This is a genomic window from Listeria sp. SHR_NRA_18 (assembly GCF_003856515.1).
Classification (GTDB): domain Bacteria; phylum Bacillota; class Bacilli; order Lactobacillales; family Listeriaceae; genus Listeria_A; species Listeria_A newyorkensis.
In genome coordinates, this window is sequence record NZ_QPKR01000001.1 from 267,907 (window position 1) to 288,720 (window position 20,814).

22 protein-coding genes are annotated in these 20,814 nt (G+C 42.0%); 10 read left to right on the top strand and 12 right to left on the bottom strand.

The window, feature by feature from the left end; all coding sequences use genetic code 11:
• Positions 1-9 precede the first annotated feature (9 nt).
• On the bottom strand, positions 10-723 hold the full coding sequence (locus tag DUK53_RS01400) for an LTA synthase family protein (RefSeq protein WP_036094144.1): 714 nt from the start codon (positions 721-723) through the stop codon (positions 10-12).
• Positions 724-888: 165 nt separating this feature from the next.
• Here DUK53_RS01400 and DUK53_RS01405 point away from each other — a divergent pair, with 165 nt between their 5' ends.
• From DUK53_RS01405 to DUK53_RS01415, 3 genes are read left to right on the top strand one after another with little or no spacing between them, the layout of a single operon-like run.
• A complete protein-coding gene (locus tag DUK53_RS01405; protein ID WP_036131248.1) occupies positions 889-1,653 on the top strand; it encodes a metal ABC transporter ATP-binding protein in 765 nt (254 codons plus the stop codon).
• Positions 1,646-2,512, top strand: a complete 867-nt coding sequence (locus DUK53_RS01410; protein WP_483306200.1) for a metal ABC transporter permease — start codon at positions 1,646-1,648, stop codon at positions 2,510-2,512. The genes DUK53_RS01405 and DUK53_RS01410 overlap by 8 nt, the downstream gene beginning before the upstream one ends.
• The gene (locus tag DUK53_RS01415) at positions 2,493-2,921 is read left to right on the top strand and encodes a Fur family transcriptional regulator (protein WP_036094139.1); all 429 of its coding nucleotides are present in this window, start codon (positions 2,493-2,495) and stop codon (positions 2,919-2,921) included. The genes DUK53_RS01410 and DUK53_RS01415 overlap by 20 nt, the downstream gene beginning before the upstream one ends.
• Positions 2,922-2,941: 20 nt before the next feature.
• On the opposite strand, the gene DUK53_RS01420 is transcribed toward DUK53_RS01415, so the two are convergent.
• Positions 2,942-3,538, bottom strand: a complete 597-nt coding sequence (locus DUK53_RS01420; RefSeq protein ID WP_036094136.1) for a 3'-5' exonuclease — start codon at positions 3,536-3,538, stop codon at positions 2,942-2,944.
• Between the two features lie 32 nt (positions 3,539-3,570).
• Positions 3,571-5,112, bottom strand: coding sequence for a glycine betaine uptake BCCT transporter (locus DUK53_RS01425; protein WP_036094135.1), 1,542 nt, complete (start codon positions 5,110-5,112; stop codon positions 3,571-3,573).
• Between the two features lie 226 nt (positions 5,113-5,338).
• Here DUK53_RS01425 and DUK53_RS17445 point away from each other — a divergent pair, with 226 nt between their 5' ends.
• On the top strand, positions 5,339-5,515 hold the full coding sequence (locus DUK53_RS17445) for a hypothetical protein (RefSeq protein ID WP_156110586.1): 177 nt from the start codon (positions 5,339-5,341) through the stop codon (positions 5,513-5,515).
• Positions 5,516-5,566: 51 nt separating this feature from the next.
• Here DUK53_RS17445 and ispG read toward each other — a convergent pair whose 3' ends face one another.
• Both ispG and DUK53_RS01435 read right to left on the bottom strand, forming a co-directional pair.
• Positions 5,567-6,679: a flavodoxin-dependent (E)-4-hydroxy-3-methylbut-2-enyl-diphosphate synthase gene (ispG, locus tag DUK53_RS01430; protein WP_036094132.1), complete on the bottom strand. Its 1,113-nt coding sequence runs from the start codon at positions 6,677-6,679 to the stop codon at positions 5,567-5,569.
• A gap of 246 nt (positions 6,680-6,925) precedes the next feature.
• Entirely contained in the window at positions 6,926-7,714 is a 789-nt protein-coding gene (locus DUK53_RS01435) for a DUF1189 domain-containing protein (protein ID WP_036131243.1), read from the bottom strand.
• Positions 7,715-8,127: 413 nt separating this feature from the next.
• Between DUK53_RS01435 and DUK53_RS17450 the strand changes: the two genes are divergently transcribed.
• The 3 genes from DUK53_RS17450 to DUK53_RS01445 all read left to right on the top strand — a co-directional run bounded on the left by DUK53_RS17450 (position 8,128) and on the right by DUK53_RS01445 (position 11,795).
• Complete coding sequence (locus DUK53_RS17450; protein WP_156110585.1) at positions 8,128-8,304, top strand: hypothetical protein; 177 nt, start codon at positions 8,128-8,130, stop codon at positions 8,302-8,304.
• 202 nt (positions 8,305-8,506) lie between these two features.
• Positions 8,507-9,115, top strand: a complete 609-nt coding sequence (locus DUK53_RS01440; RefSeq protein WP_036131237.1) for a superoxide dismutase — start codon at positions 8,507-8,509, stop codon at positions 9,113-9,115.
• A 517-nt stretch (positions 9,116-9,632) separates the two neighbouring features.
• Entirely contained in the window at positions 9,633-11,795 is a 2,163-nt protein-coding gene (locus tag DUK53_RS01445; RefSeq protein WP_036094123.1) for a peptidoglycan D,D-transpeptidase FtsI family protein, read from the top strand.
• Between the two features lie 116 nt (positions 11,796-11,911).
• Here DUK53_RS01445 and DUK53_RS01450 read toward each other — a convergent pair whose 3' ends face one another.
• The 7 genes from DUK53_RS01450 to DUK53_RS01480 all read right to left on the bottom strand — a co-directional run bounded on the left by DUK53_RS01450 (position 11,912) and on the right by DUK53_RS01480 (position 17,364).
• Complete coding sequence (locus DUK53_RS01450; RefSeq protein WP_036131234.1) at positions 11,912-12,304, bottom strand: hypothetical protein; 393 nt, start codon at positions 12,302-12,304, stop codon at positions 11,912-11,914.
• A 286-nt stretch (positions 12,305-12,590) separates the two neighbouring features.
• On the bottom strand, positions 12,591-12,986 hold the full coding sequence (locus tag DUK53_RS01455; RefSeq protein WP_036131230.1) for a hypothetical protein: 396 nt from the start codon (positions 12,984-12,986) through the stop codon (positions 12,591-12,593).
• 150 nt (positions 12,987-13,136) lie between these two features.
• Complete coding sequence (locus DUK53_RS01460; protein WP_036131227.1) at positions 13,137-13,583, bottom strand: hypothetical protein; 447 nt, start codon at positions 13,581-13,583, stop codon at positions 13,137-13,139.
• Positions 13,570-14,076, bottom strand: a complete 507-nt coding sequence (locus DUK53_RS01465) for a hypothetical protein (RefSeq protein ID WP_036131224.1) — start codon at positions 14,074-14,076, stop codon at positions 13,570-13,572. The genes DUK53_RS01460 and DUK53_RS01465 overlap by 14 nt, the downstream gene beginning before the upstream one ends.
• 28 nt (positions 14,077-14,104) lie before the next feature.
• Positions 14,105-14,548, bottom strand: a complete 444-nt coding sequence (locus tag DUK53_RS01470) for a hypothetical protein (RefSeq protein WP_036131221.1) — start codon at positions 14,546-14,548, stop codon at positions 14,105-14,107.
• A 67-nt stretch (positions 14,549-14,615) separates the two neighbouring features.
• A complete protein-coding gene (locus DUK53_RS01475; RefSeq protein ID WP_036131218.1) occupies positions 14,616-15,074 on the bottom strand; it encodes a hypothetical protein in 459 nt (152 codons plus the stop codon).
• A 67-nt stretch (positions 15,075-15,141) separates the two neighbouring features.
• Positions 15,142-17,364 carry a glycoside hydrolase domain-containing protein gene (locus tag DUK53_RS01480; RefSeq protein ID WP_052164865.1) on the bottom strand — a complete coding sequence of 741 codons (2,223 nt, stop codon included), beginning with the start codon at positions 17,362-17,364 and terminating at the stop codon, positions 15,142-15,144.
• 262 nt (positions 17,365-17,626) lie between these two features.
• On the opposite strand from DUK53_RS01480, the gene DUK53_RS01485 reads away from it, so the two are divergent.
• The 3 genes from DUK53_RS01485 to dapA are packed head-to-tail and all read left to right on the top strand — an operon-like array spanning position 17,627 to position 20,805.
• Complete coding sequence (locus DUK53_RS01485) at positions 17,627-18,667, top strand: aspartate-semialdehyde dehydrogenase (protein WP_036131214.1); 1,041 nt, start codon at positions 17,627-17,629, stop codon at positions 18,665-18,667.
• A gap of 28 nt (positions 18,668-18,695) precedes the next feature.
• Positions 18,696-19,919, top strand: a complete 1,224-nt coding sequence (gene dapG / locus DUK53_RS01490; RefSeq protein WP_036094104.1) for an aspartate kinase — start codon at positions 18,696-18,698, stop codon at positions 19,917-19,919.
• 4 nt (positions 19,920-19,923) lie between these two features.
• The gene (gene dapA / locus DUK53_RS01495) at positions 19,924-20,805 is read left to right on the top strand and encodes a 4-hydroxy-tetrahydrodipicolinate synthase (protein ID WP_036131211.1); all 882 of its coding nucleotides are present in this window, start codon (positions 19,924-19,926) and stop codon (positions 20,803-20,805) included.
• Positions 20,806-20,814: the final 9 nt, after the last annotated feature.

Sequence of the window (20,814 nt, forward strand, 5' to 3'; positions counted from 1 at the left end):
TTTTAACACCTATGTCCTCCGACGAATCGGAATGAAGTTTGCCAAGAATAACACAATTGCTAGAATCAGCGCTGTATACGAAACAACTGCGTTCCAATCCAGCACGCGAACGTAAATACCGACGAATGCCCAGACAAAGACAAGTGGCGCGATCCAATCGTTTTCGCGGGCTCGAAAAGTATAGGCAATAAGCGTCGCGATAATGAGTAACGCAATCGTCCAGGCGACCTCGCTCAGCCCTAGAAAGCTAGTGATTTCCTTCCAAGTGAGGTAATAACAAATATTTGCGATAGTTGCCACGCTTACCCAGCCTAAATAGAGACTGATCGGCGCCCTCCAAATAAGCGATTTTGTCACGGTTTGTTGCGCTTTATACAGTGTGGTGAGTCCGATTAACAGCAAGACCATCACGACCACAGAGCCTAGAAAATACCCATAATGCCAGCAAACAATCCATAAACCGTTCAGTAAAGACGTGACGGAGAACGAAAAGGCGAGCGCTTTTGTCACATTTTTTCGGTTAAAAGTCAGCGCGATGAGCCAGATAAACAAGCTGACGTAAATAACGCCCCAAATAATAAATACATATCCCGCCGGCGTAAATAAAACATCGAGCTGGTTGGAAATTTCGCCAGTATTCAGGCCATTCAGCGGCAAAATATTAGCGAGTGCATTCATGCCAACCATGATCACAAAGCACAGATACATCCAGATTAGTTTCATTTCAAGCACCTCCATAGTTGTGCTTTCCCTTTATCGGCGTTCATTAATCATCTGATAAACGAATAAAAACCATAAATAAGAGTGATTACGATTTACAGGTTCGGCTTTTTTATGTATACTAGATGAAGTAGTGATTTTTAAGTATAGAAGGAGTTTTTTCAAGGTATGGATGAGATATTAAAGGTAGCGAACATTTCCTACCATTACGATAAAGAAGAAGTGCTCCAGAGAATCAACTTATCAATCAAAAAAGGCAGTTTTACAGGGATTATTGGGCCGAATGGTTCTGGGAAATCGACTTTACTGAAACTGATCTTAGGGCTTTTAAAAATACAACAGGGCGAGATTACGTTATTTGGAAAGCCGCACGCCGAATTTAAAGATTGGTCTAAAATTGGCTTCGTATCGCAAAAATCGAACGCGTTTAACGGTGCTTTTCCGGCGACGGTGAAGGAAGTCGTGTCTAGCGGTTTGGTGAAGAAGAAAGGGATGTTTCGTCGGTTGAATCGCCATGATTTTGAAGCGGTCTATGAGGCGCTGGACATTGTGGATATGAGACGGTTTGCGGGGCGGAATATCGGTGAGCTTTCTGGTGGGCAGCAGCAACGTGTTTTTATCGCCCGCGCGCTTGTGAGTAAGCCGGAAGTGCTGATTTTGGATGAGCCGACAGTCGGTATTGATGCGCAGAATGTGGCGTCTTTTTACGAGTTGTTGAAAGAGTTGAATGCGAAAGAGGACATTACGATGTTGCTTGTGACGCATGATATTCTGGCGGTGAATTCGTATGTTGATCATATTGTCAGCATGAATACGAAGGTGCTTTTTGACGGGACGGCCGTTGATTATCAGCTGTACTTAGAGGAACGAGAACTTGAGGCGCTTGAGGCGAGTCGGATTGGGGTGACACATTGTGATTGCGAACATGTTTGAATATGATTTTATCCGAAATACGTTTATCGTCGGCATCGTGATTGGGATTGTGGCACCGCTTTTGGGAAGCTTTATCGTGGTTCGGCGGCTGTCTTTGATGGCGGATGCGCTAAGTCATGTCAGTTTGGCGGGCATCGCGGTGAGCCTCTATTTAAGCAAGATGTACCTACCACTTGTGGCGCTTAACCCGCTGTATCTCGGCTTCGGTTTTGCAGTCGGCGGGTCTCTATTGATGGAAAAACTACGCAATGTATACAAACAATTCCAAGAACTGGCGATTCCGATTATTATGTCGGCGGGGATGGGATTCAGTGTTATTTTTATATCGCTTGCAAATGGCTTTAATACAGATTTGTTCAGCTACTTATTCGGAAGTGTCAGCGCCGTGAGTACCTCGGATATGTGGACGATTTTGGCGACAGCTTTTGTCGTATTACTCACTGTATTTTTCTTGTATAAAGAACTATTTTTGTTATCGTTTGACGAAGAGTACGCGAATGCTTCGGGAATTCCTGCAAAAGTGGTTGACGTGATTTTCATGCTGTTAGTAGCGCTCGTGATTGCATCCAGCATGCGTATTGTGGGGATTCTACTCGTGTCGTCGCTTATGACCTTGCCTGTAGCGGCCGCAATTCGTATCGCTAACGGCTTTAAACAAACGATTGCTTATGCGATTCTGTTCGGGGAAATATCGGTGATAGGCGGCCTTGTGAGCGCCTTTTACCTCGACTTAGCTCCGGGTGGCTCGATTGTTATCATCTCTGTTCTTATTTTAGTTATAACGATTAGTGTTCAAAAAATTAAACAAAAACTGGCGATAGCCGAAAGAAGTGATTCGAATGTCTCTAACAGCGAATGAAGCATTGCAATTAATGAAACGAAAAGGATACAAACATACGGATAAGCGCGAATTTCTAATCAACCTTTTTGCGCGAAAAAATCGTTACATGACGGCAAAAGAAGTTTTAGAGTGCATGAAAGAGGATTTTCCAGGGATTAGTTTCGATACGATTTACCGTAATTTGTCTTTATTTGTGGAATTGGATTTATTTGAGGAAACCGAGTTGTCGAGCGAGAAACATTTCCGGTTGTCGTGTGCGCATGAAGAGCATCATCATCATTTTATTTGTATGGAATGTGGGAAAACCCGCGAAATTCGGATGTGCCCGATGGATTTTCTAGAAGAAGCATTGCCGGGATATCAAGTCGAGGGTCACAAGTTTGAAGTGTATGGAAAATGCCCAGACTGCCTCGCAAAAGTTGGATAAACACAAGAAAACGCGCCCCATTAGCGGGAACGCGTTTTTTTCTTGGTTACAAAATTAGTACCATTTATTTGCCCAAACTGATAACCAATCGAATCCACTAACTCCGGAATCGTATGGACCTGCTGGATATTGGCGAGCTCACACACGATATCAGCCGCAACGATGGAATCTTCCAACGCGTGGTGATGCTCAAAGGTGATCCCAAAATAATCAGCGACAAGATTCAACTTATGCGAACGCAGCGGCAATATTTTTTGCGATAGCACACAGGAACAGAAATATAGATTTGCGGGTAATGGCAGATCGTATTTCTTTGTTGTAGCGCGGAAAACATTGATATCAAACGTTGCAAAATGGGCGGCGACTGGTAAATCACCGATAAAGTTAATAATACTTGGATAAACTTCCAACCAGTTCGGCGATTCCCATACATCTTCTGGATAAATGCCGTGAACGCGAATGTTGGATGCGTAGAAATCTTCTTCAGGATTGATTAATTGATAGTATTCGGAATGCTTTTCGCCGTTCAGATATTTGACCATGCCAATCGAACAAGGACTCGTCCGTGAACCATTGGCAGTTTCAAAATCAAGAACGACATAGTTTAAATCTCTCATCTCGTCTTCACTCCTTCTCGTCCATCATACCTCTAAGAATTTGACTTGCGCAAGGATTTTGGTTTGATATAGAGGCCAAGGTCGCGCCGTTCTTTTCGCAATGCTTTGGACAACGAGAGCATCATCAAAAGCATGATAAACGAAAACGGTAGGGCGACGATGATCAGCATATTTTGCAAGCCTTCTAAACCACCACTGAAAAGTAGAATCGAGGCGATGAGCGACTGAATAATGCCCCAAATAAATTTGACACGATTCGCCGGATTCATCACGCCATTCATCGTTTGCATCCCGAGCACGTATGTGGCCGAGTCTGCAGATGTGATGAAAAATACACCAATCAAGAAAATCGCGATCACAGAAAGTAGCGATCCAAGTGGCATATGGTTAAAAGTACCAAACAAGACTTCCTCAGTTTTCAGTTGCGTTAAGTCAAATCCAGCGCGCTGCACGGACGTCGATGCTGTTCCAAAAACAGCGAACCAGACTACACTTAGTAACGTTGGCAACAAAATAACACCAGCTAAAAATTCGCGGATTCGGCGGCCTTTGGACACACGCGCGATGAAAATACCGACAAACGGTGACCAAGAAATAAACCAAGCCCAGTAAAAAATAGTCCAACTATTAATCCATTCACGACCCGCCGCATCAACCGGTGACGTCCGGAAACTCATGCCGATAAAATTTTGCATATAAGCGCCAGTAGCGTCGGTCATCATATTTAGCGTCAATAAGGTAGGACCAACAATAATAACGATAATCATCAGAAGAACCGCCAACACCATATTCGTGTTGCTGAGCCACTTCATACCGCGACCAAGCCCACTCATAGCAGATGTCAAAAACAGGACGGTAACGATAGCAATAATGATTATCTGCACTTTAAAACTAACTGGAATGTCAAATAAAAAGGACAAACCACCATTGATTTGTGTCGCGCCAAAGCCAAGCGTCGTTGCAACACCGACAATCGTCGCGAATACGGCGATAACATCGATCGTCACGCGGACAGAAGGCTTCATCCATTTGCCAAGAAGCGGGTCAAGCGTTGCGCTAATTAGCCCCGGCTTATCATGTCTAAACTGGAAGTAAGCAAGTGTCAGCCCAACGAAAGCGTAAATCGCCCAAGCATGAATTCCCCAGTGGAAAAAGGAAAAACGGAACGCGTCCATTAATGCCTGATTCGTTCCAGGTTCCGCTTCAGGGCTCGAAATCGCATAATGAGATAACGGCTCAGTCGCGCCCCAGAACACAAGCCCAACACCCATTCCAGCGCTGAACAGCATTCCGAACCAAGAAATAGTTGAATATTTTGGTTTTTCTCCCGCTTTACCGAGTTTGATCGATCCAATCGGACTAAAAATCAAGTAAAAACAGAAAATCACGATGACTGAAACGAATATTAAGTAGTACCAGCCGAACGTTGTCGTAATAAAATTTTGAATGTTCGCAGTTACGCTAGCGAGACCTTTTGGCGTTAAAATCCCGATTGTAACGAAGACAAGCGTGATGGCCAGCGTGATCCAAAATACATTTGTAATTTTGTGCGAAGTTTCCTTTTTTGTTCCCATAATTCCTCACTTTCATTGCTAGATAAGTTTTTGTGTAGAATCTAGCAAACTAACTAAGAAGGAGATAACGAATCGCTCCTTGACCTTAACTATGGTAACAAAGATTAGCAATGAAAGCAAATGAGCGAGAATAGGCGAATATTTGATGTTTGAATTATCAGATATGGGATAAAGTTAAATAATAATATAACACGCATGTATTAGGCAGTATCTGGAGGGGAAAAGCATGAAGAAAGAAAACAGCTTTATGGTAGGATTCATTATTGTCGTTGTCTTAATCTCTTTTAAAATTTGGATAAAGTTCACTTTCGAGTTACAGTTATTCTGTCTGATTTTGTTGGTCGCGGCATCGTGGACATTGAAATACTTTATTTTCAAAAAGCTGAAATCAGGCAGGGAATAGAATACCAGAAAAACGTCGATGCGCAACAATAGGCATCAACGTTTATTTGGATTATTTGGCAGCTTCGGCTTCTTCCGCTGCTTTTTTAGCGAAATATTCTTCGGCTAGGATATCGATTTCTTTCTTCAATTCCTCCACCATTGTTTCTTCGGGAACTTTACGAACGATTTTACCGTGACGGAAGAGAAGGCCTTCACCACGGGCACCGGCGATTCCGATATCGGCTTCACGAGCTTCACCAGGACCGTTTACGGCGCAACCAAGCACGGCAACTTTGATCGGTGCTTTGATTGTAGAAATGTATTCTTCTACTTCATTCGCGATGCTGATTAAATCGATTTCGATACGACCACACGTTGGACACGAAATAAGTGTCGCGGCATTGGACGAAAGACCGAATGATTTCAAGACTTCACGCGCTACTTTAATTTCCTCTACAGGATCGGCAGAAAGGGAGACACGAAGCGTATTTCCGATGCCTTTGCTTAGAATCGCGCCAAGACCGACGGCACTTTTGATACCTCCGGCGAATTGCGTACCTGATTCTGTGATCCCTAAATGTAGCGGATAATCGAACGCTTTGGAAGCTAGATCGTAGGCTTCGATTGCCAAGTTCACATCGGATGCTTTAAGCGACACGATGATATCATGGAAATCGAGGTCTTCTAGAATTTTGATATGATCGAGGGCACTTTCTACCATACCTTCTGCAGTAGGGTAGCCGTATTTCTCGATGAATTTCTTCTCGAGACTACCGGCGTTGACCCCGATACGAATCGGAATGCCTTTTGCTTTTGCCGCGTTTACGACTTTAACAACACGATCACGACGACCGATATTACCGGGATTAATCCGGATTTTGTCGACACCAGCATCGATTGCTTTTAAAGCTAAGCGATAATCGAAATGAATATCAGCTACGAGTGGAATCGAAATTCTGCTTTTTATTTCTGCAAGGGCATCCGCCGCGCGCTCATCAGGGACGGCGACACGAACAATTTGGCACCCAGCTTCTTCGAGACGATGAATTTCAGCAACTGTTGCCTCTACATCGTGCGTTTTCGTTGTGGCCATACTTTGGATAAATAACTCATTACTACCGCCTATGGTCAAATTACCAACCTTTACGGGCCGCGTATTTGATCTATGTGTTCTTTCTGTCAAAGCGATTCGCTCCTTATAATCCTAACTTGCAGGATTTGTTATTATTAATGCATTACTAATCATACCACTATTCGCGTGAAAAATCATCCATCTTGTTTATTAGAAATTGGTGAGAAAACGGCATTGTGTCACCATTATAAGAATTTGAAAAGGCTAAAAAAGGAATTTTTAACACCAAATATTGTACATCATATCAAATGGAAAGACTATATCCAGTCGCGCCAGATACAGTCTTTTCCGATTGAACTATTTGACAGGTTGCTTCTGGTCTACCGGTGGAATTTGCCGAATAACTAGGAAAATAATGAAGAAGCTGACGGCCATGTTGATGGTGGAGAGGTACGGAACCGCTATTTGGAACCAGTACATAATCATCGTAAAAACAGCTGCGAGCGTCATACTGTATGCCGCGATATTCCAGTTGTTGAAATAGCTGATTCCCATGCGACCAAAACCGCTCATAATAAAGCCGAATAGGGCATAGAGCGCGACTTTGAAGAAGGAAACAAGAATCATCGCGATTAAAATAATACCGAGTAAAATCGGAATAAAGTATTTCGATAAGTCTTCCATTGACTGGTAGAAACTCACCAAATCATCTTTGGATTTAATGCCCGCAGTCGCATAGCTTACCGATTGATCCACACCAGGCGCTTTAATATAAATTTTATCCGATAAAAAAGCGATGGCGCTGTCGGCAGAACCGAGTTGATTATCGACCTGATCTGTGGTCAGGCTATCCGTCGAATCAAAGACGAAAAAGACGCTACCTTGGTCGATGGTGATCGGTTTTTTAGCATCAGAAACGAGTTTTCCGTCTTCCACCGTGAAATCAGGAATGTCATTTTTGATCGTATCCGCGCCAACTTGCATAGCATCATTTGCGGCAGTTGCTGTGTGGTAGCCGATTGGTAAAAAAATCAGAATCGAAATGAGAATTATGTAAAGAATCGATTTCCATATTTTATCCGCTCGAAATGTTGCAATATCCTCTGGAGAGTAGATACTTTTTGCAAAACGTTTGAAAATATTCATTTGGTTGTGATGCACCTCATTCTTGGTTTATTTATAGTAGAGTTTGGAACATAGCCCAAATAAATCGGCGACAAGCGCTCGCAGTCTGGGGATTTGGCGGACTTCCGGTTCTGCTACGCTTAACTTCTTGCATGGTCGAGGTAACTACGCTCTCCCTGCTTTCAGTCATCACATACACAAGTATGCGCAACTCTCCGGCTTCCACCAAATCCCCAGAATACAAACGCTTTCGCTCGATTTGTATATAGCACTATTTTCGTCTTACTCAAAAAAAGGTAAGGCGATTTTCTATCTTGCTTGGATTTCGTTCCAGTCTCTCCTTTATAATAGCTTTAAATAGGGGAGATTGCAATTGTTGGGAGTATTATTTTTATAGAAATAACGCTATAATGAATGAGAAGGAAGGTGAGCATATGGCAATTTATACACAAGAAATCCCGAAAGTGACTGGCAAGGATGCAGAGAGGTTTTTGGCTAGAATTGCAAGTTCAGAGGAGAGGAAACGGCGTGCTTTGGAACGTAAATACCTTCAAGACATCGATACATATGGTGAGTATGAGGCAAGAATACTTAACAACAAGTTTTCATGAAGTGCTTGATAACCTAAAAAGCTAGACCATTCATTTTTCAAATCTAGCTTCGGGGTTAGCTAAGCTTTTTTAGTTAAGCATTTAAATTGCAACCATCGTCTTGTAGTGATAACCTTGTACTTGTAGGGAAAAGTGGACTAAGTATCTCAATTGGAAGTGCTTGCTTTTTCGAATAAACATATATCAAGGAGGAGTTTTTATTATGACATATGAATTACCTAAATTAGCTTACACATACGATGCTTTGGAGCCGAATTTTGATAAAGAAACAATGGAGATTCACTATTCGAAACATCATCAAACGTACGTAACGAAATTAAATGATGCATTAAAAGGACATGACGATTTAGCTGCTAAATCTATCGAGGACTTGGTTGCTGACTTAAATAGTGTTCCTGAAAACATCCGTACTGCTGTTCGTAACAACGGCGGGGGACATGCGAACCACACATTCTTCTGGGAAATTCTTAGCCCACAAGGTGGCGGCGAACCATCTGGCGCTTTAGCAGATGCGATCAACGCAACATTCGGTAGCTTCGAGGAATTCAAAACGAAATTCGCTGATTCAGGCGTGGCACGTTTCGGTTCTGGTTGGGCGTGGCTAGTAGTGAAAGATGGCAAATTGTCAATCATCTCTACAGCAAACCAAGATTCACCGCTAACAGAAGGCTACACACCAGTTATCGGTCTTGACGTTTGGGAGCACGCGTACTACTTGAAATTCCAAAACGTTCGTCCAGAATACATCAAAACTTTCTGGAATGTAGTAGATTGGAATAAAGCTGGCGAAAACTTCGCTGCTGCTAAATAATTTTAATTTGTCTATAAGCTAAATAAATTGGCGACAAGCGCTCGCATTGTTGGGGCTGTTCGAAATGAAATGAGTTACAGCCCCAATATGCCTATGAGCATCTCGAATAGGCGTTCCTTCTGAAGATTTAGAACAAGGATGCGGTACATCTTTGCGGTTCTGCTACACAAGAGCAGTTTCGCTTAACTTCTCGCATGGTCGGGGATACGACTCCCTCTCTGCTTTCAGTCATCATGTACAAATCGTACACACCGCTTCCGGCTTCCACCAAATTCCCTGAATACAAACGCTTTCGCTCAATTTGTTTAAAGCATAATCTTCGTCTTACCCAATGATGGGCTAGGCGTTTTTTTGCGTGCTTAGAGTATTGTCTTATACTATTTCTGCATGGAATTACAAATCTAAAGATGCCTTTAACTTTTCTTAATGATTTTCTCATCAAACTCTAGTGGTAATCTCGCCAAAATTCGGATACAATAGAGGTAGATGAGTGCTGAAAAAGGAAGGATTGTGACACGTGAAAAATAGATTTATTAAAAAGACCGACAAACCGAAGAAGAAAAGGCAAGTGATTCCACTGCGCTTGAACATCCTATTTTTCGTGATTTTTATATTATTCTCGGCCTTGATTTTGCGCCTAGGTGTGGTTCAAATCGTTCAAGGGGAAACGTATAAGCGTCAATTAGAGGAAACGGATGATGTCAGCGTGACGAAAAACGTGCCGCGCGGTGTTATTTACGACCGGAATTATAACCTGTTAGTGGGAAATTCTGCGGTGAAATCGATCACGTATACGCGTAGTCAGAAAACACAGGCAACGGAAATGATCGCTGTTGCGAAGAAATTGGATAAACTGGTCGCAATCACGCCGGAGAAATTAACGGAACGCGATTTGCAAGATTATTGGATTTTGACGCATGAGAAAGAATCATTAGCACGTCTTAGCAAGGCTGATCAAGCTTTGGACGGTGGAAAAGTATACAAGAAACAAATCGCAGGCGTGACGAAAGACGATTTGGCTAGTTTGACCGACGATGATAAACGTATCGCGACGATTTACAAGAAGATGACGGCAGGTTACGCGTTATCGCAAGTTGCGCTGAAAAGTAAAGGCGTGACGGATGCGGAAATCGCGAGGGTAAGTGAGAACTTGGAAAGCTTGCCAGGCGTGGATACGACGACAGACTGGAATCGTTTTTATACGTATGACGAAACATTGCGCTCGATTTTAGGAAGCGTGTCGACGGAGAAACAAGGGATTCCGAGTGACAAAGTGGATTATTACTTAGCACAAGGTTACAGCCGAAATGACCGCGTTGGCCGTAGTTATTTGGAAGCGCAGTATGAATCTGTGCTAGCCGGACAGAAATCGAAGTCAAATAGTGTTCTGGATAGTAGTGGGAATATTATTGAGACGGTTGAGAAATATGAAGGTTCTAAAGGTAAGGATTTAGTCTTGTCTGTGGATGTTGAGTTGCAGAAGAAGATTGAAGAGATTTTGAAGAAGAATATGAGGATTGGCAAGTCTGCTGGAAGCTCTGATTTATTCGACCGTGCATTTGCGGTGGCTATGGATCCATATACTGGGCAAGTATTGGCACTAGCTGGACAACTGATTAATGATAAAGGTGAGTATGAAGACTATTCACTTGGCAACTTTACCTCAGCTTACAATATGGGATCTGCTGTAAAAGGTGCGACTGTATTAGGTGGAATAATGGACGGAGCTATCACGGAGGATACGGTTTTTGTAGACCAACCAATTGAATTTAAAGGTACTAGACCAAAAAGCTCATGGTTTAATCGTAATGGAGAGCGTTCTCTATCACTTGATCCAGTGGGAGCTTTGGAAATATCATCAAATTCGTATATGTATCAAACATCAATGAAGATGGCGGGAGCAAAATATGTTTATAAAGGTCCATTCCGAGCATCACCAGATACATTTGATAAGATGAGATATTATTATAATCAGTTTGGATTAGGGGTTAAGACTGGTATTGACCTTCCAGGAGAACAAGTGGGCTTTAAGGGTGATGACAAAACGATGGGTAAAATTCTCGATTTTTCCATTGGTCAGTATGACTCGTATACACCATTACAATTAGCTCAATATGGAGCTACTATTGCAAATGGTGGTTCTCGAATCGAACCAACGATGCTGAAAGAAATTCGTGATCCAAGTACAAATGGAGATACTGTCGGAAAGGTAGCGACAGAGATTGAACCAAAAATCTTAAATCAAATTGGCGCTCCAACGTCGGCGATTAAAGAGGTTCAAAAAGGTTTTTATGAAGTTACTCATGGTGGAAATGGTACAGGAAATAAATACTTTAATGATGTTCCTGTTGAAGTTGCAGGTAAAACAGGTACAGCTCAAGCATTTTATGATGGTCCTAAAAAAGGAAATGCAATGGCGAGTGTTTGGAATACAACATTTGTCGGATATGCTCCAGCTGAGAAACCAGAGATATCTATTGCTGTAGTAGTTCCTTGGGGATATAGAGATAATGGAAGTACAGACCCTAAGGTTAATATGAAAATTTCTGAGGAAATATTTGAAGCATATTATGATTTGAAAAAAGAAAGAGCAGAAGCCGGTAAAGATTCATCAAAGGTTGATCAACCAATTAATAACAAAGCAGCGGCTGCAGCTGCGCAATCTAAACTGAATGACTAATAGTACAGCGAAAAGATAGTTTCTATAACACAAAAATACACACCAAAAATCTTATTTCAGATTTTTGGTGTGTATTTTTCTAGTCTAAAGAACCTTTGTTTAGATTCTTTCTTGGATTATCTTTGTACATTTAGGTAATGTGTAAGTTCTGCATGAAATGCCAGGTATGACCAGTCTGAATTTACATGGACATCATATTGACCTGCTTTAAGCCCCTTTAATGAAAATGAAACTTTGTAAGTACCAGCTTTATAAACATCTATACGTTTGTAAAATTTAGAATCTCCTTTTTTGTATAGCTCAACTACTACAGTATCAAATGGATTTTTACCAATTACATCAATAGTTGTTGCACTTTTTGAGTAATTATTAGCATCAGTGTGAAAAGCAATTTTCGAAGATCCTTTTGAAGCCATTGCAAATGCCTCAGTTGATGAAACCCCTAATACCCCCGCAAATACAAACCCTACAATCAATAAAAATGGTAAAACTCTTTTTCTAAAACTCATTACATTCTCTCCCATCATTCTTTTTTTGAACTACTCCCTAATCAACAATATGTATATAGCAAATAGAACTATACATATCATACTGTTAACTGGTTATAATTACAACTATAATCTATATAAGACCCACATTATTTCTAAGGATAATATGGATTAATTTGTCATAATCGCATGTATGGGATATTTTTATTCCCAATTCTGATACAAACTAACTTTACTTGGCTAATTTGCCATTTTTAATTTTTTTGCATAATAGTTTGAAATTATTCATGGTTTATACTAAATAGGGTTAATTCCACTCACCTAATTCACTCGCAACCATCTGAATAATTCGGTTTTGCATATTATAGGCAGTTCGTCGGCTTACGTGGATTTTTTGTGCGATGCCTTCCATTGTTGTGTTGGAATTGGTGCGCCAATATCGTAGTTTAATGAATTCTTGGTATGGATCACCGAGCGAGTTCAGATTACGGATGACATTTTCTATACATCGGACTACGGTTGAGAGCCTTTCAATTCTAATGTCCAGATGAAGCGTGTTGTAGGTAGGGGACTGCGGATTTTTCTCGTGTTGTAAGTATTTTGTTAACTCATTGATACGTTCTATCATTCGGGGATAATTGATAAGCTCATGCTCGATATAACGATAAATTTCTTTCGGCATGGTTTTAGTTGCTGTTGTCATATTATGACCTCCATTCATCTTTAATATAGTTCTATTATACAACGGATTTCACGTCCAAACCTGTCTGAAATCGCCCATCTTTATTTTTATTTTAGATAGCAAAAAAGCATCGGTAAGCGCTGATATAATAGCGTTTATCGATGCTTTAGTTTAGAAATTAATGACTGCATTTTGTAATTCTTTTAGGTAACGTTTTTTCAGAATGGTCTCGATGACTTGGACAATTCGATCGTATTTTCGTCTGCGATGGGCCAATATGACATGTGTATTAACTGGTGGACTATAGGCAACTTGAAATAATCTAAATTCGACTACTAAGAGTAAGATGATTGCCGTAAAGGAAAGCCAAGTATTTGTTTGATATAAGAATATAAGATAGATGACAGACATTCCTACAAACGAATACATAAAAATTGACTTAATATGTGAATAGGGTGTGAGAGACATTGTACCAGAAAGATATGCTCTTAGGTGCTCCAAATCTTCTAGTGGCATTTCTTCTAAGACTTCGGTTAACATATTCTCGTCATCTGCATGCTTTTCAATAATGGAGAATTGCTGAGAAAATTTCATATGTTCTGATTTAGATATTTTCAAGAAAATGCGCCTCCTGTGATTTTCTTTCAGAGTTGTCGGTAGAGACGAATTTATCTACGGTATTTTGCAATTCCTTTTCATAGCGACTGTTAAGGATGATATCAGCGAGCGAAACAATACGATCAAATTTAGCTCGATTATAGGCAAGTTTTACATGCTGACGAATGGGTTTTCTGGCAAAAAATAGACGGATAAAGCTTAATAGACAATATACAAATAAAAATTCGGAAAAGGTGGACATGAAAAAATTAGTTTGGTACATATTATAAATAAAAATCATCATGCCGGAGACAAAGGTTCCTATGATAATCTCACTTTGTCTAATGAATGCGACTCGCGTACCGCTTCCTGAAAAATAGGTTTTCACTTTTTCTAGTTCTGTTAGAGTCAGTCTGTTTAGCGCATAGCAAATGGCTTCAATATTATCTGCTTGTGCGATTAAACCAACTAAAAGTTTTGTGAAGTTATCTAATTCGGTTTTGGATGCTTTCATTTATGTACCTCCTTGGGTGTGTGGTAAATCAAGATTTCATACTATTTTTTCGTACTTCTGCGTAACGTTCGGCTAAGATAATATCAATGAGGCCCACAACACGATCATATTTACCTCGGGCATAGGCTAACGATACGCTTGTCTTAACTGGAAAAGTCAGGGCTGTTCTGAATAATTCAATGACACAAGCTAGTAGAAACATAAACGCAACAACAGCTACAAAGAAATACTCTTGAAACATGTTGAGGATAAAAATCATCATACCTGCTATAAAAGAACCAATAATTACTGCTCTCAGTTGATGAAATGATGTTCTTGTACCTGTTCCAGAAAAGTAGGCTTTAGTTCGTTCTAGTTCTTCCAGTGACAAAGAATCTAATGTTTCGTTTAATGCTGTGATATCGTTAGCTTGCTCCTTAACAATTGAAAGTAGCTTGGAAAAAGGTTCTAAGTCATTTTTTATAATTATCAAATGGTTGACCTCCTGTTGTAAACTACATCACAAGTATAGTATCTATGGGTGATGAGAATAATTAATTTTATTTAAAATCAGAGGGAGTTTCTAAAGCGTTTTGAAAATCTTCTCTATATCGTTCATCTAAAATAATAGCTGTCAAACTGATAATTCGATCATACTTACCTCTGTTTATTGCAATTTCCAAAAAGGATTTTGTAGGGGCTTTTAAAGTGGAACGGAAGAAGATTAATATACATGCTAATAAATAAGCGATTCCAAGGAAAAAAACTAGTAATTCTGCTTGGAATTTTACGAAAAAGAACACGGTCATCCCAGAAATGAAGGAAGCCATAGAAATTTGCAGGAATGTTTTTGAAAAGGTTCGAAAACCACTTCCTGAAAAATATGATTGCACACTCTCTAGTTCTTCGGTACTTAATTGGTTCAAATTATAAAGTATTGTTTTTATGTCGGATGAATCGTTTTCAAGAAAAGTAACCAGCTGTGCGAGTTTAGTTAACTCAAGTTTAGATGCTTCCAAAAATTTGACCTCCTTATGTAAATTAAAAATCTACATCCATTATACAACGGATGTAGATTTAATAGTATTATTTAGTAGATGATTTGTCTAGAAAATCTTTAATTAGAAGGCCAATTCCTACTAGACCAATTACTATGGGTGCCAGCAAACCTCCACCAAATACACTAACTCCATATAATGCGTACACGAATGCGGCCACTGCTCCGGTTTTCCAAACACCATCAGTTACTGTGCTTGTGATGGCATCCCATTGTGAATCTAAGTCTTTGTTTTTGTTATCAATGATAAGCGTTATACTCATAGAAGCATTTGTTTTGTATTTATCTGTAACTTCAATTTCTGGTACATTTGCAATAATTGAAACAGTTATAAAATCTTTCGCAGGGGACCATTTTATAGTAATGTCTCCAAGGACAACTTTTGCTGCTAAATCTGCAATGAGTTTTTGTGTGTTCTCAGATTCTTCGGATGATAGGGAGCCAGTCCAGTTTGCTAATTCTTTTTCAAAAGAAGCACTGACTTTTCCATCTTTTACAGATACAGTTGTGCCACCGTCACCTGGGTTAATTAGCTTTGCACTAGCTTTAAATGTAACAGCAAGATTTGGAGAAATTACACGCGAGTTAGTTTTCTCTAATTCTAGTTCAAATGTAACTTTATCATCGACTAGCGCGGCCAAACTCGAATTTCCATACAACACATCACGAATCCTCATCAAACGTGCACGGTTAATCGCGGCGGAACTCGGTGTATCGCTCACTGGTGGTGGGGTCACGACGGAAACGGCTTTGTCTGCGCCGGAATACGTGACTTTATCGATGTCTAATTTTCCGTTGCCTGTGCCGATTGACATTTCGAAATATTGGTCGAATGCCCAGTCGTCAGGTATCGGGAAGCCTAGGTTGCCGCTGAATCCGGTGGACATGTCGGCAACGAAGACGTTATCGACGAGGCCTGCGTTTTTCAGGCGACTACATACATTGCGGGCTCCGTAGACGCCGATTTGGTAGGAACGCAAATCTTGATTTTGCTTGAATGCGGCGCGTAGGTTTTGGAAGTAGGGTATGATTAAATCTGTAATTTGATAGTCGTAGGCGTCGAGATCAACTGCGAAATAAATCGTTGTTCCTGCTGGGAAACCGAGATTGTATGCGGCATCAATGGCTTTATAGCCGTCGCTAATGCCTTGAAGTGGGACCTCGAAATATGGGATTTCATAGCCGCCATCTTGATAGATTGGGAAGATTTTCAGGCCTTTTTTCAGGATTGCTGCGATTTCTGTCTGGTTCATCGCTTTCGGCACTCGAACGCCGCCGCGGATGACATTTCCTGTTAAATAGCGGCCAACGTAGCGGTAACCGGCATTCCATAAGGTATCGATTTGGTCGGTATTCAGGACGTAAGAAGTATCGCAGGCAGTCGCGCTTCGGTTCGTATCGCCAGCACTCGATAGCAGCGCTTTGAACGTACCCATATTAATCGCGCCAGTCGTGATGCTCATTTTCATAAATTCTTGATAGCGCTTCACCAGATTCGTCGTCTCCGCATCGTATGTGCCGCTAAATTGATTGATTGGCAGGCCGTTACACGCGAGACTGTATTGCAAAAGTAGAACGAGCGCCTTGTTCGATGTAAAAGTAGGGATCAGATTTGTCAGATTGGTCGTCGTTCCGGGCCCAAAATTACCGTTCGCCGTCGTGCGCGCCATACCTTCTTCTTTTTGAAGGGCGTAAATCAGCGAGGTGTTCGTGTCGCGGCCGTATAAACCATCGCACGGAACGAGTGCACCAATCCAAGCGCTGTAATCTCGATTTAGATTTTGCTGAACGGTGCGAACGGCGATATTGCCACCGCTTACCGTCTGGAATGCGCTCATGTTAAGCAGGGATTTCATAATAATTGTCGATACAACACCATCTTGCGTCGCGAGTCCGGCGTCTTTTTGGAACATTTTAACGGCGATTTGCGTTTGTCCACCGAATATACCAGTGAAACCGCCCGGGCTGTAGCCTTTGCAGTAGAATGCGCCTTGCAGAATATAGTTGATATTGCTCGGTTTGGCGTCACTTGCTCCGATTGTCAGCGGCTTGAATGCTTTCTCCGTTCCCGGCCCGAAATTATCCGCGGTAGGTGAGATGCCAAGCTCGATTTGAAGGGCGCGCGTTAACGCATACACTGTCGTCCATCCTGTTTTCCCGTTCTCAGGAATCGTTTGATAATCGCCTTTTGCGATATAACCTTGATATGTTTTGTTCAACCAACTTTGTACTGTTTTTACCATTTCATCCATTGTTGCCAACTCCAATTCTCTATTTATGTTTGTCTTACAAGAACTATTTTATAATGAAAAATCATGCGTAAAATGCAGAAAAAATGCAAACAGGTTTTCAGCTAGGATAAAAATTTTCAATTTCTCCTCAAAATCCCGTGCAAAAACCTGATAATTACCGCTTTTTATGGTATGATAAGTTAAATGTGAAAAAACGAAGTCCGAGGAAGGAGCACTGTTTTCCTTTTTCGACAAAATATATCAAATCCAAGGGGGAAATAGAATGACAAAAAGTTATCACTTAGCCGTTGTTGGTGCGACTGGCGCTGTTGGGACTCAAATGATTCAATTACTGGAAGATGTGACGTTTCCGATAAAGGAAGTTTCGTTTTTATCTTCGGCGCGTTCTGCTGGTAAAAAATTGACGTTCCGCGGGGAGGAAGTCGTGATTAAGGAAGCGACGCCTGAGAGTTTTGCGGGTGTGGATATCGCTTTGTTTAGTGCTGGCGGTTCTATTTCTGAGCGTTTTGCGAAAGATGCTGTGGCGCATGGTGCGATTGTGATCGATAATACGAGTGCGTTCCGGATGCATCCTGATGTGCCGCTGGTTGTTCCTGAGGTGAATCCTGAGGCTTTGCGTGATCATAAGGGCATTATTGCGAACCCGAACTGTTCGACGATTCAAATGGTCGCGGCGCTGCAACCGATTCGTGCGGCTTACGGCCTAAACCGGATTATTGTGTCGACTTATCAAGCCGTTTCTGGTTCTGGTATTCAAGCGATTGAGGAGCTCCAAATGCAGTCCCAAGCCATTTTGAGTGGGGAAGAGTTTACGCCTGCTGTGATGCCGGTGAAGGGTGACAAGAAACATTTCCAAATCGCGTTTAATGCGTTGCCACAAATTGATGTTTTCACGGATAATGACTATACATACGAAGAGATGAAGATGGTCAATGAAACGAAGAAAATCATGAGTGATGCGTCGATGAAAGTAGCCGCAACGTGTGTGCGTATTCCAGTTATTACGGGCCATTCGGAGTCTGTTTATATTGAAGTGGAGCAAGATAACGTGAAGGTTTCTGAGATTCAAGCGCTTTTACGCAACGCTCCTGGTGTTGTTTTGGAAGATGATACAGCGAACCAAGTTTACCCACATGCAGCGAGTTCGGCTGGCAAAAAAGAGGTTTTCGTAGGGCGTGTTCGTCACGACTTAGACGATTCGAAAGGGTTCCACATGTGGATCGTATCGGATAATTTGTTAAAAGGTGCCGCTTGGAATTCGATTCAAATTGCTGAATCTTTAATCGAACAAGAAATCATCTGAAAAACGCGAAATAATTGAGGTGTAACGAATGAAAATTATCGTGCAAAAATTTGGTGGGACTTCCGTTCAGAACGAGGAGTCCCGCCAGCTTGCATTTAATCATTTACAAAATTCGATCGATCAGGGCTATAAAGTGGTCGTCGTTGTTTCGGCAATTGGCAGGTTAGGCGATCCATATGCGACGGATACGCTGTTAGAGCTGATTGGCGCGAAGGAAACGCGGTTGTCGTTACGCGAACAAGATATGTTGCTTTCCGTCGGCGAAACGATTTCTACTGCCGTATTTACCAACATGCTTTTGGAGGCTGATATCAAGGCAACGGCGTTTTCAGGCGCGCAAGCTGGTATCCGGACGTCTGGCGAGTATACGGCGGGCAAAATTTCCGAGGTTGACGTGACGCGTTTGCGTGAAACATTGGAGACGGTGGATATTGTCGTTGTGGCTGGTTTTCAAGGAAGCGCGCCGAATGGTGATATTACAACGCTTGGCCGTGGTGGGAGCGATACTTCTGCCGCAGCGCTTGGCGTCGCACTTGCCGCTGAGCGAATCGATATTTTTACGGACGTCGACGGCATGTATACGGCTGATCCGCGCATCGTGAAAAATGCGCGTTCGTTGCCGACTGTCAGCTATAATGAAGTGAGCAACATGGCTTATCAAGGCGCCAAAGTGATTCATCCGCGCGCTGTTGAGATCGCGATGCAAGCCAAGATTCCGCTTCGCATTCGCTCGACCTATTTGAAGGGTGAGGGTACGCTGGTAACATCGCAAACCGAGGTCAGTGGTCGCTTTGACGTGAAAGAACGCCTTGTTACGGGGATTGCGCATGTGACGAACTTGACGCAGCTTCGTGTTAAAACGGATAATGTGCATACCCAGCAGAAAGCTTTCGCAATTTTGGCTGAGGCAAGTATCAGTTTAGATTTTATCAATATATCGACAAACGAGATCGTGTTCACCGTGCCCGAACGAAAGCGAGAGCATGTGTTGACACTTTTAAAAGAAGCATCCTACGAGGCAGAAACGACCGAGAACTGCGCGAAAGTCTCCATCGTTGGCGCCGGCATCGCCGGTGTTCCAGGAGTTACCGCCAAAATCGTGTCCGCCCTATCCGCGAAAAACATCGCTATTTTGCAGTCTGCAGATAGTCATACAACGGTTTGGATTCTAGTTGAAGAAACCGATTTAATCGCCGCCGTGAACGCACTTCATGACGAGTTTTGTATTGAAAATGAGTTGGAGGAGGAATAACATAATGGATTTTGGAAAAGTAGTGACAGCAATGGTGACGCCGTACAATTCCGAGAAAGATAAAGTGTGCAAAAAAAGGATTCATCGCTTAGTCAACCACCTCATTGAAAACGGGTCGGATGGACTTGTAGTAGCGGGGACGACGGGTGAATCTCCAACGATTTCGCATGAAGAAAAAATCAAGCTGTTCAAACAAGTTGTGGAAACAAACCAAGGTCGCGCGAAAATCATTGCAGGGACGGGTTCGAACAACACGGCAGAAACGATTACCTTCACGAAAGAAGTGGAAGAAATCGGCGGAATTGACGCGGTTTTGATCGTGGCGCCTTACTATAATAAGCCAAACCAAGCTGGACTTTACGCCCATTTTGCGGCCATTGCAGAGGCGACGACGTTACCAGTTATCATCTATAACATTCCGAGTCGTTCGATTGTGAATATTGAGCCAGAAACGATTATCGAACTTTCCAAAATCGAGAACATCGTCGCGGTTAAAGAATCCAGCGGTAATTTTGACAATATCACGAAAATTATTGCAGAAACTGGCGATGATTTCGCGGTGTATAGTGGTGATGACAGCTTCACGTTGCCGATTTATGCGCTTGGTGGGGCTGGTGTTATCTCGGTTGCGAGTCACGTTATCGGGCCTGAAATGCAGACGATGCTTCGCGCTTTTGATGAAGGCGACACGAAAAAAGCTGCAGAGATTCATGGCAAACTGGTACCGTTAATGAATACGCTATTCATCGCGCCAAATCCAACTCCAGTGAAACATATGGTCAACAAACTCGGCGTTGACGTTGGGCACGTACGCTTGCCACTCGCGCCGTTAACAGAAACAGAGATAGCAACCATTGAAACAGTATTCAAAAATTATTTGAAATAAGAGGAAGGA

Coding starts and splice junctions, on each gene's coding strand:
- DUK53_RS01400 (WP_036094144.1), bottom strand. CDS start 723: ATGAAACTAATCTGGATGTATCTGTGCTTTGTGATCATGGTTGGCATG.
- DUK53_RS01405 (WP_036131248.1), top strand. CDS start 889: ATGGATGAGATATTAAAGGTAGCGAACATTTCCTACCATTACGATAAA.
- DUK53_RS01410 (WP_483306200.1), top strand. CDS start 1,646: ATGTTTGAATATGATTTTATCCGAAATACGTTTATCGTCGGCATCGTG.
- DUK53_RS01415 (WP_036094139.1), top strand. CDS start 2,493: ATGTCTCTAACAGCGAATGAAGCATTGCAATTAATGAAACGAAAAGGA.
- DUK53_RS01420 (WP_036094136.1), bottom strand. CDS start 3,538: ATGAGAGATTTAAACTATGTCGTTCTTGATTTTGAAACTGCCAATGGT.
- DUK53_RS01425 (WP_036094135.1), bottom strand. CDS start 5,112: ATGGGAACAAAAAAGGAAACTTCGCACAAAATTACAAATGTATTTTGG.
- DUK53_RS17445 (WP_156110586.1), top strand. CDS start 5,339: ATGAAGAAAGAAAACAGCTTTATGGTAGGATTCATTATTGTCGTTGTC.
- DUK53_RS01435 (WP_036131243.1), bottom strand. CDS start 7,714: ATGAATATTTTCAAACGTTTTGCAAAAAGTATCTACTCTCCAGAGGAT.
- DUK53_RS17450 (WP_156110585.1), top strand. CDS start 8,128: ATGGCAATTTATACACAAGAAATCCCGAAAGTGACTGGCAAGGATGCA.
- DUK53_RS01440 (WP_036131237.1), top strand. CDS start 8,507: ATGACATATGAATTACCTAAATTAGCTTACACATACGATGCTTTGGAG.
- DUK53_RS01450 (WP_036131234.1), bottom strand. CDS start 12,304: ATGAGTTTTAGAAAAAGAGTTTTACCATTTTTATTGATTGTAGGGTTT.
- DUK53_RS01455 (WP_036131230.1), bottom strand. CDS start 12,986: ATGACAACAGCAACTAAAACCATGCCGAAAGAAATTTATCGTTATATC.
- DUK53_RS01465 (WP_036131224.1), bottom strand. CDS start 14,076: ATGAAAGCATCCAAAACCGAATTAGATAACTTCACAAAACTTTTAGTT.
- DUK53_RS01480 (WP_052164865.1), bottom strand. CDS start 17,364: ATGGATGAAATGGTAAAAACAGTACAAAGTTGGTTGAACAAAACATAT.
- DUK53_RS01485 (WP_036131214.1), top strand. CDS start 17,627: ATGACAAAAAGTTATCACTTAGCCGTTGTTGGTGCGACTGGCGCTGTT.
- dapG (WP_036094104.1), top strand. CDS start 18,696: ATGAAAATTATCGTGCAAAAATTTGGTGGGACTTCCGTTCAGAACGAG.
- dapA (WP_036131211.1), top strand. CDS start 19,924: ATGGATTTTGGAAAAGTAGTGACAGCAATGGTGACGCCGTACAATTCC.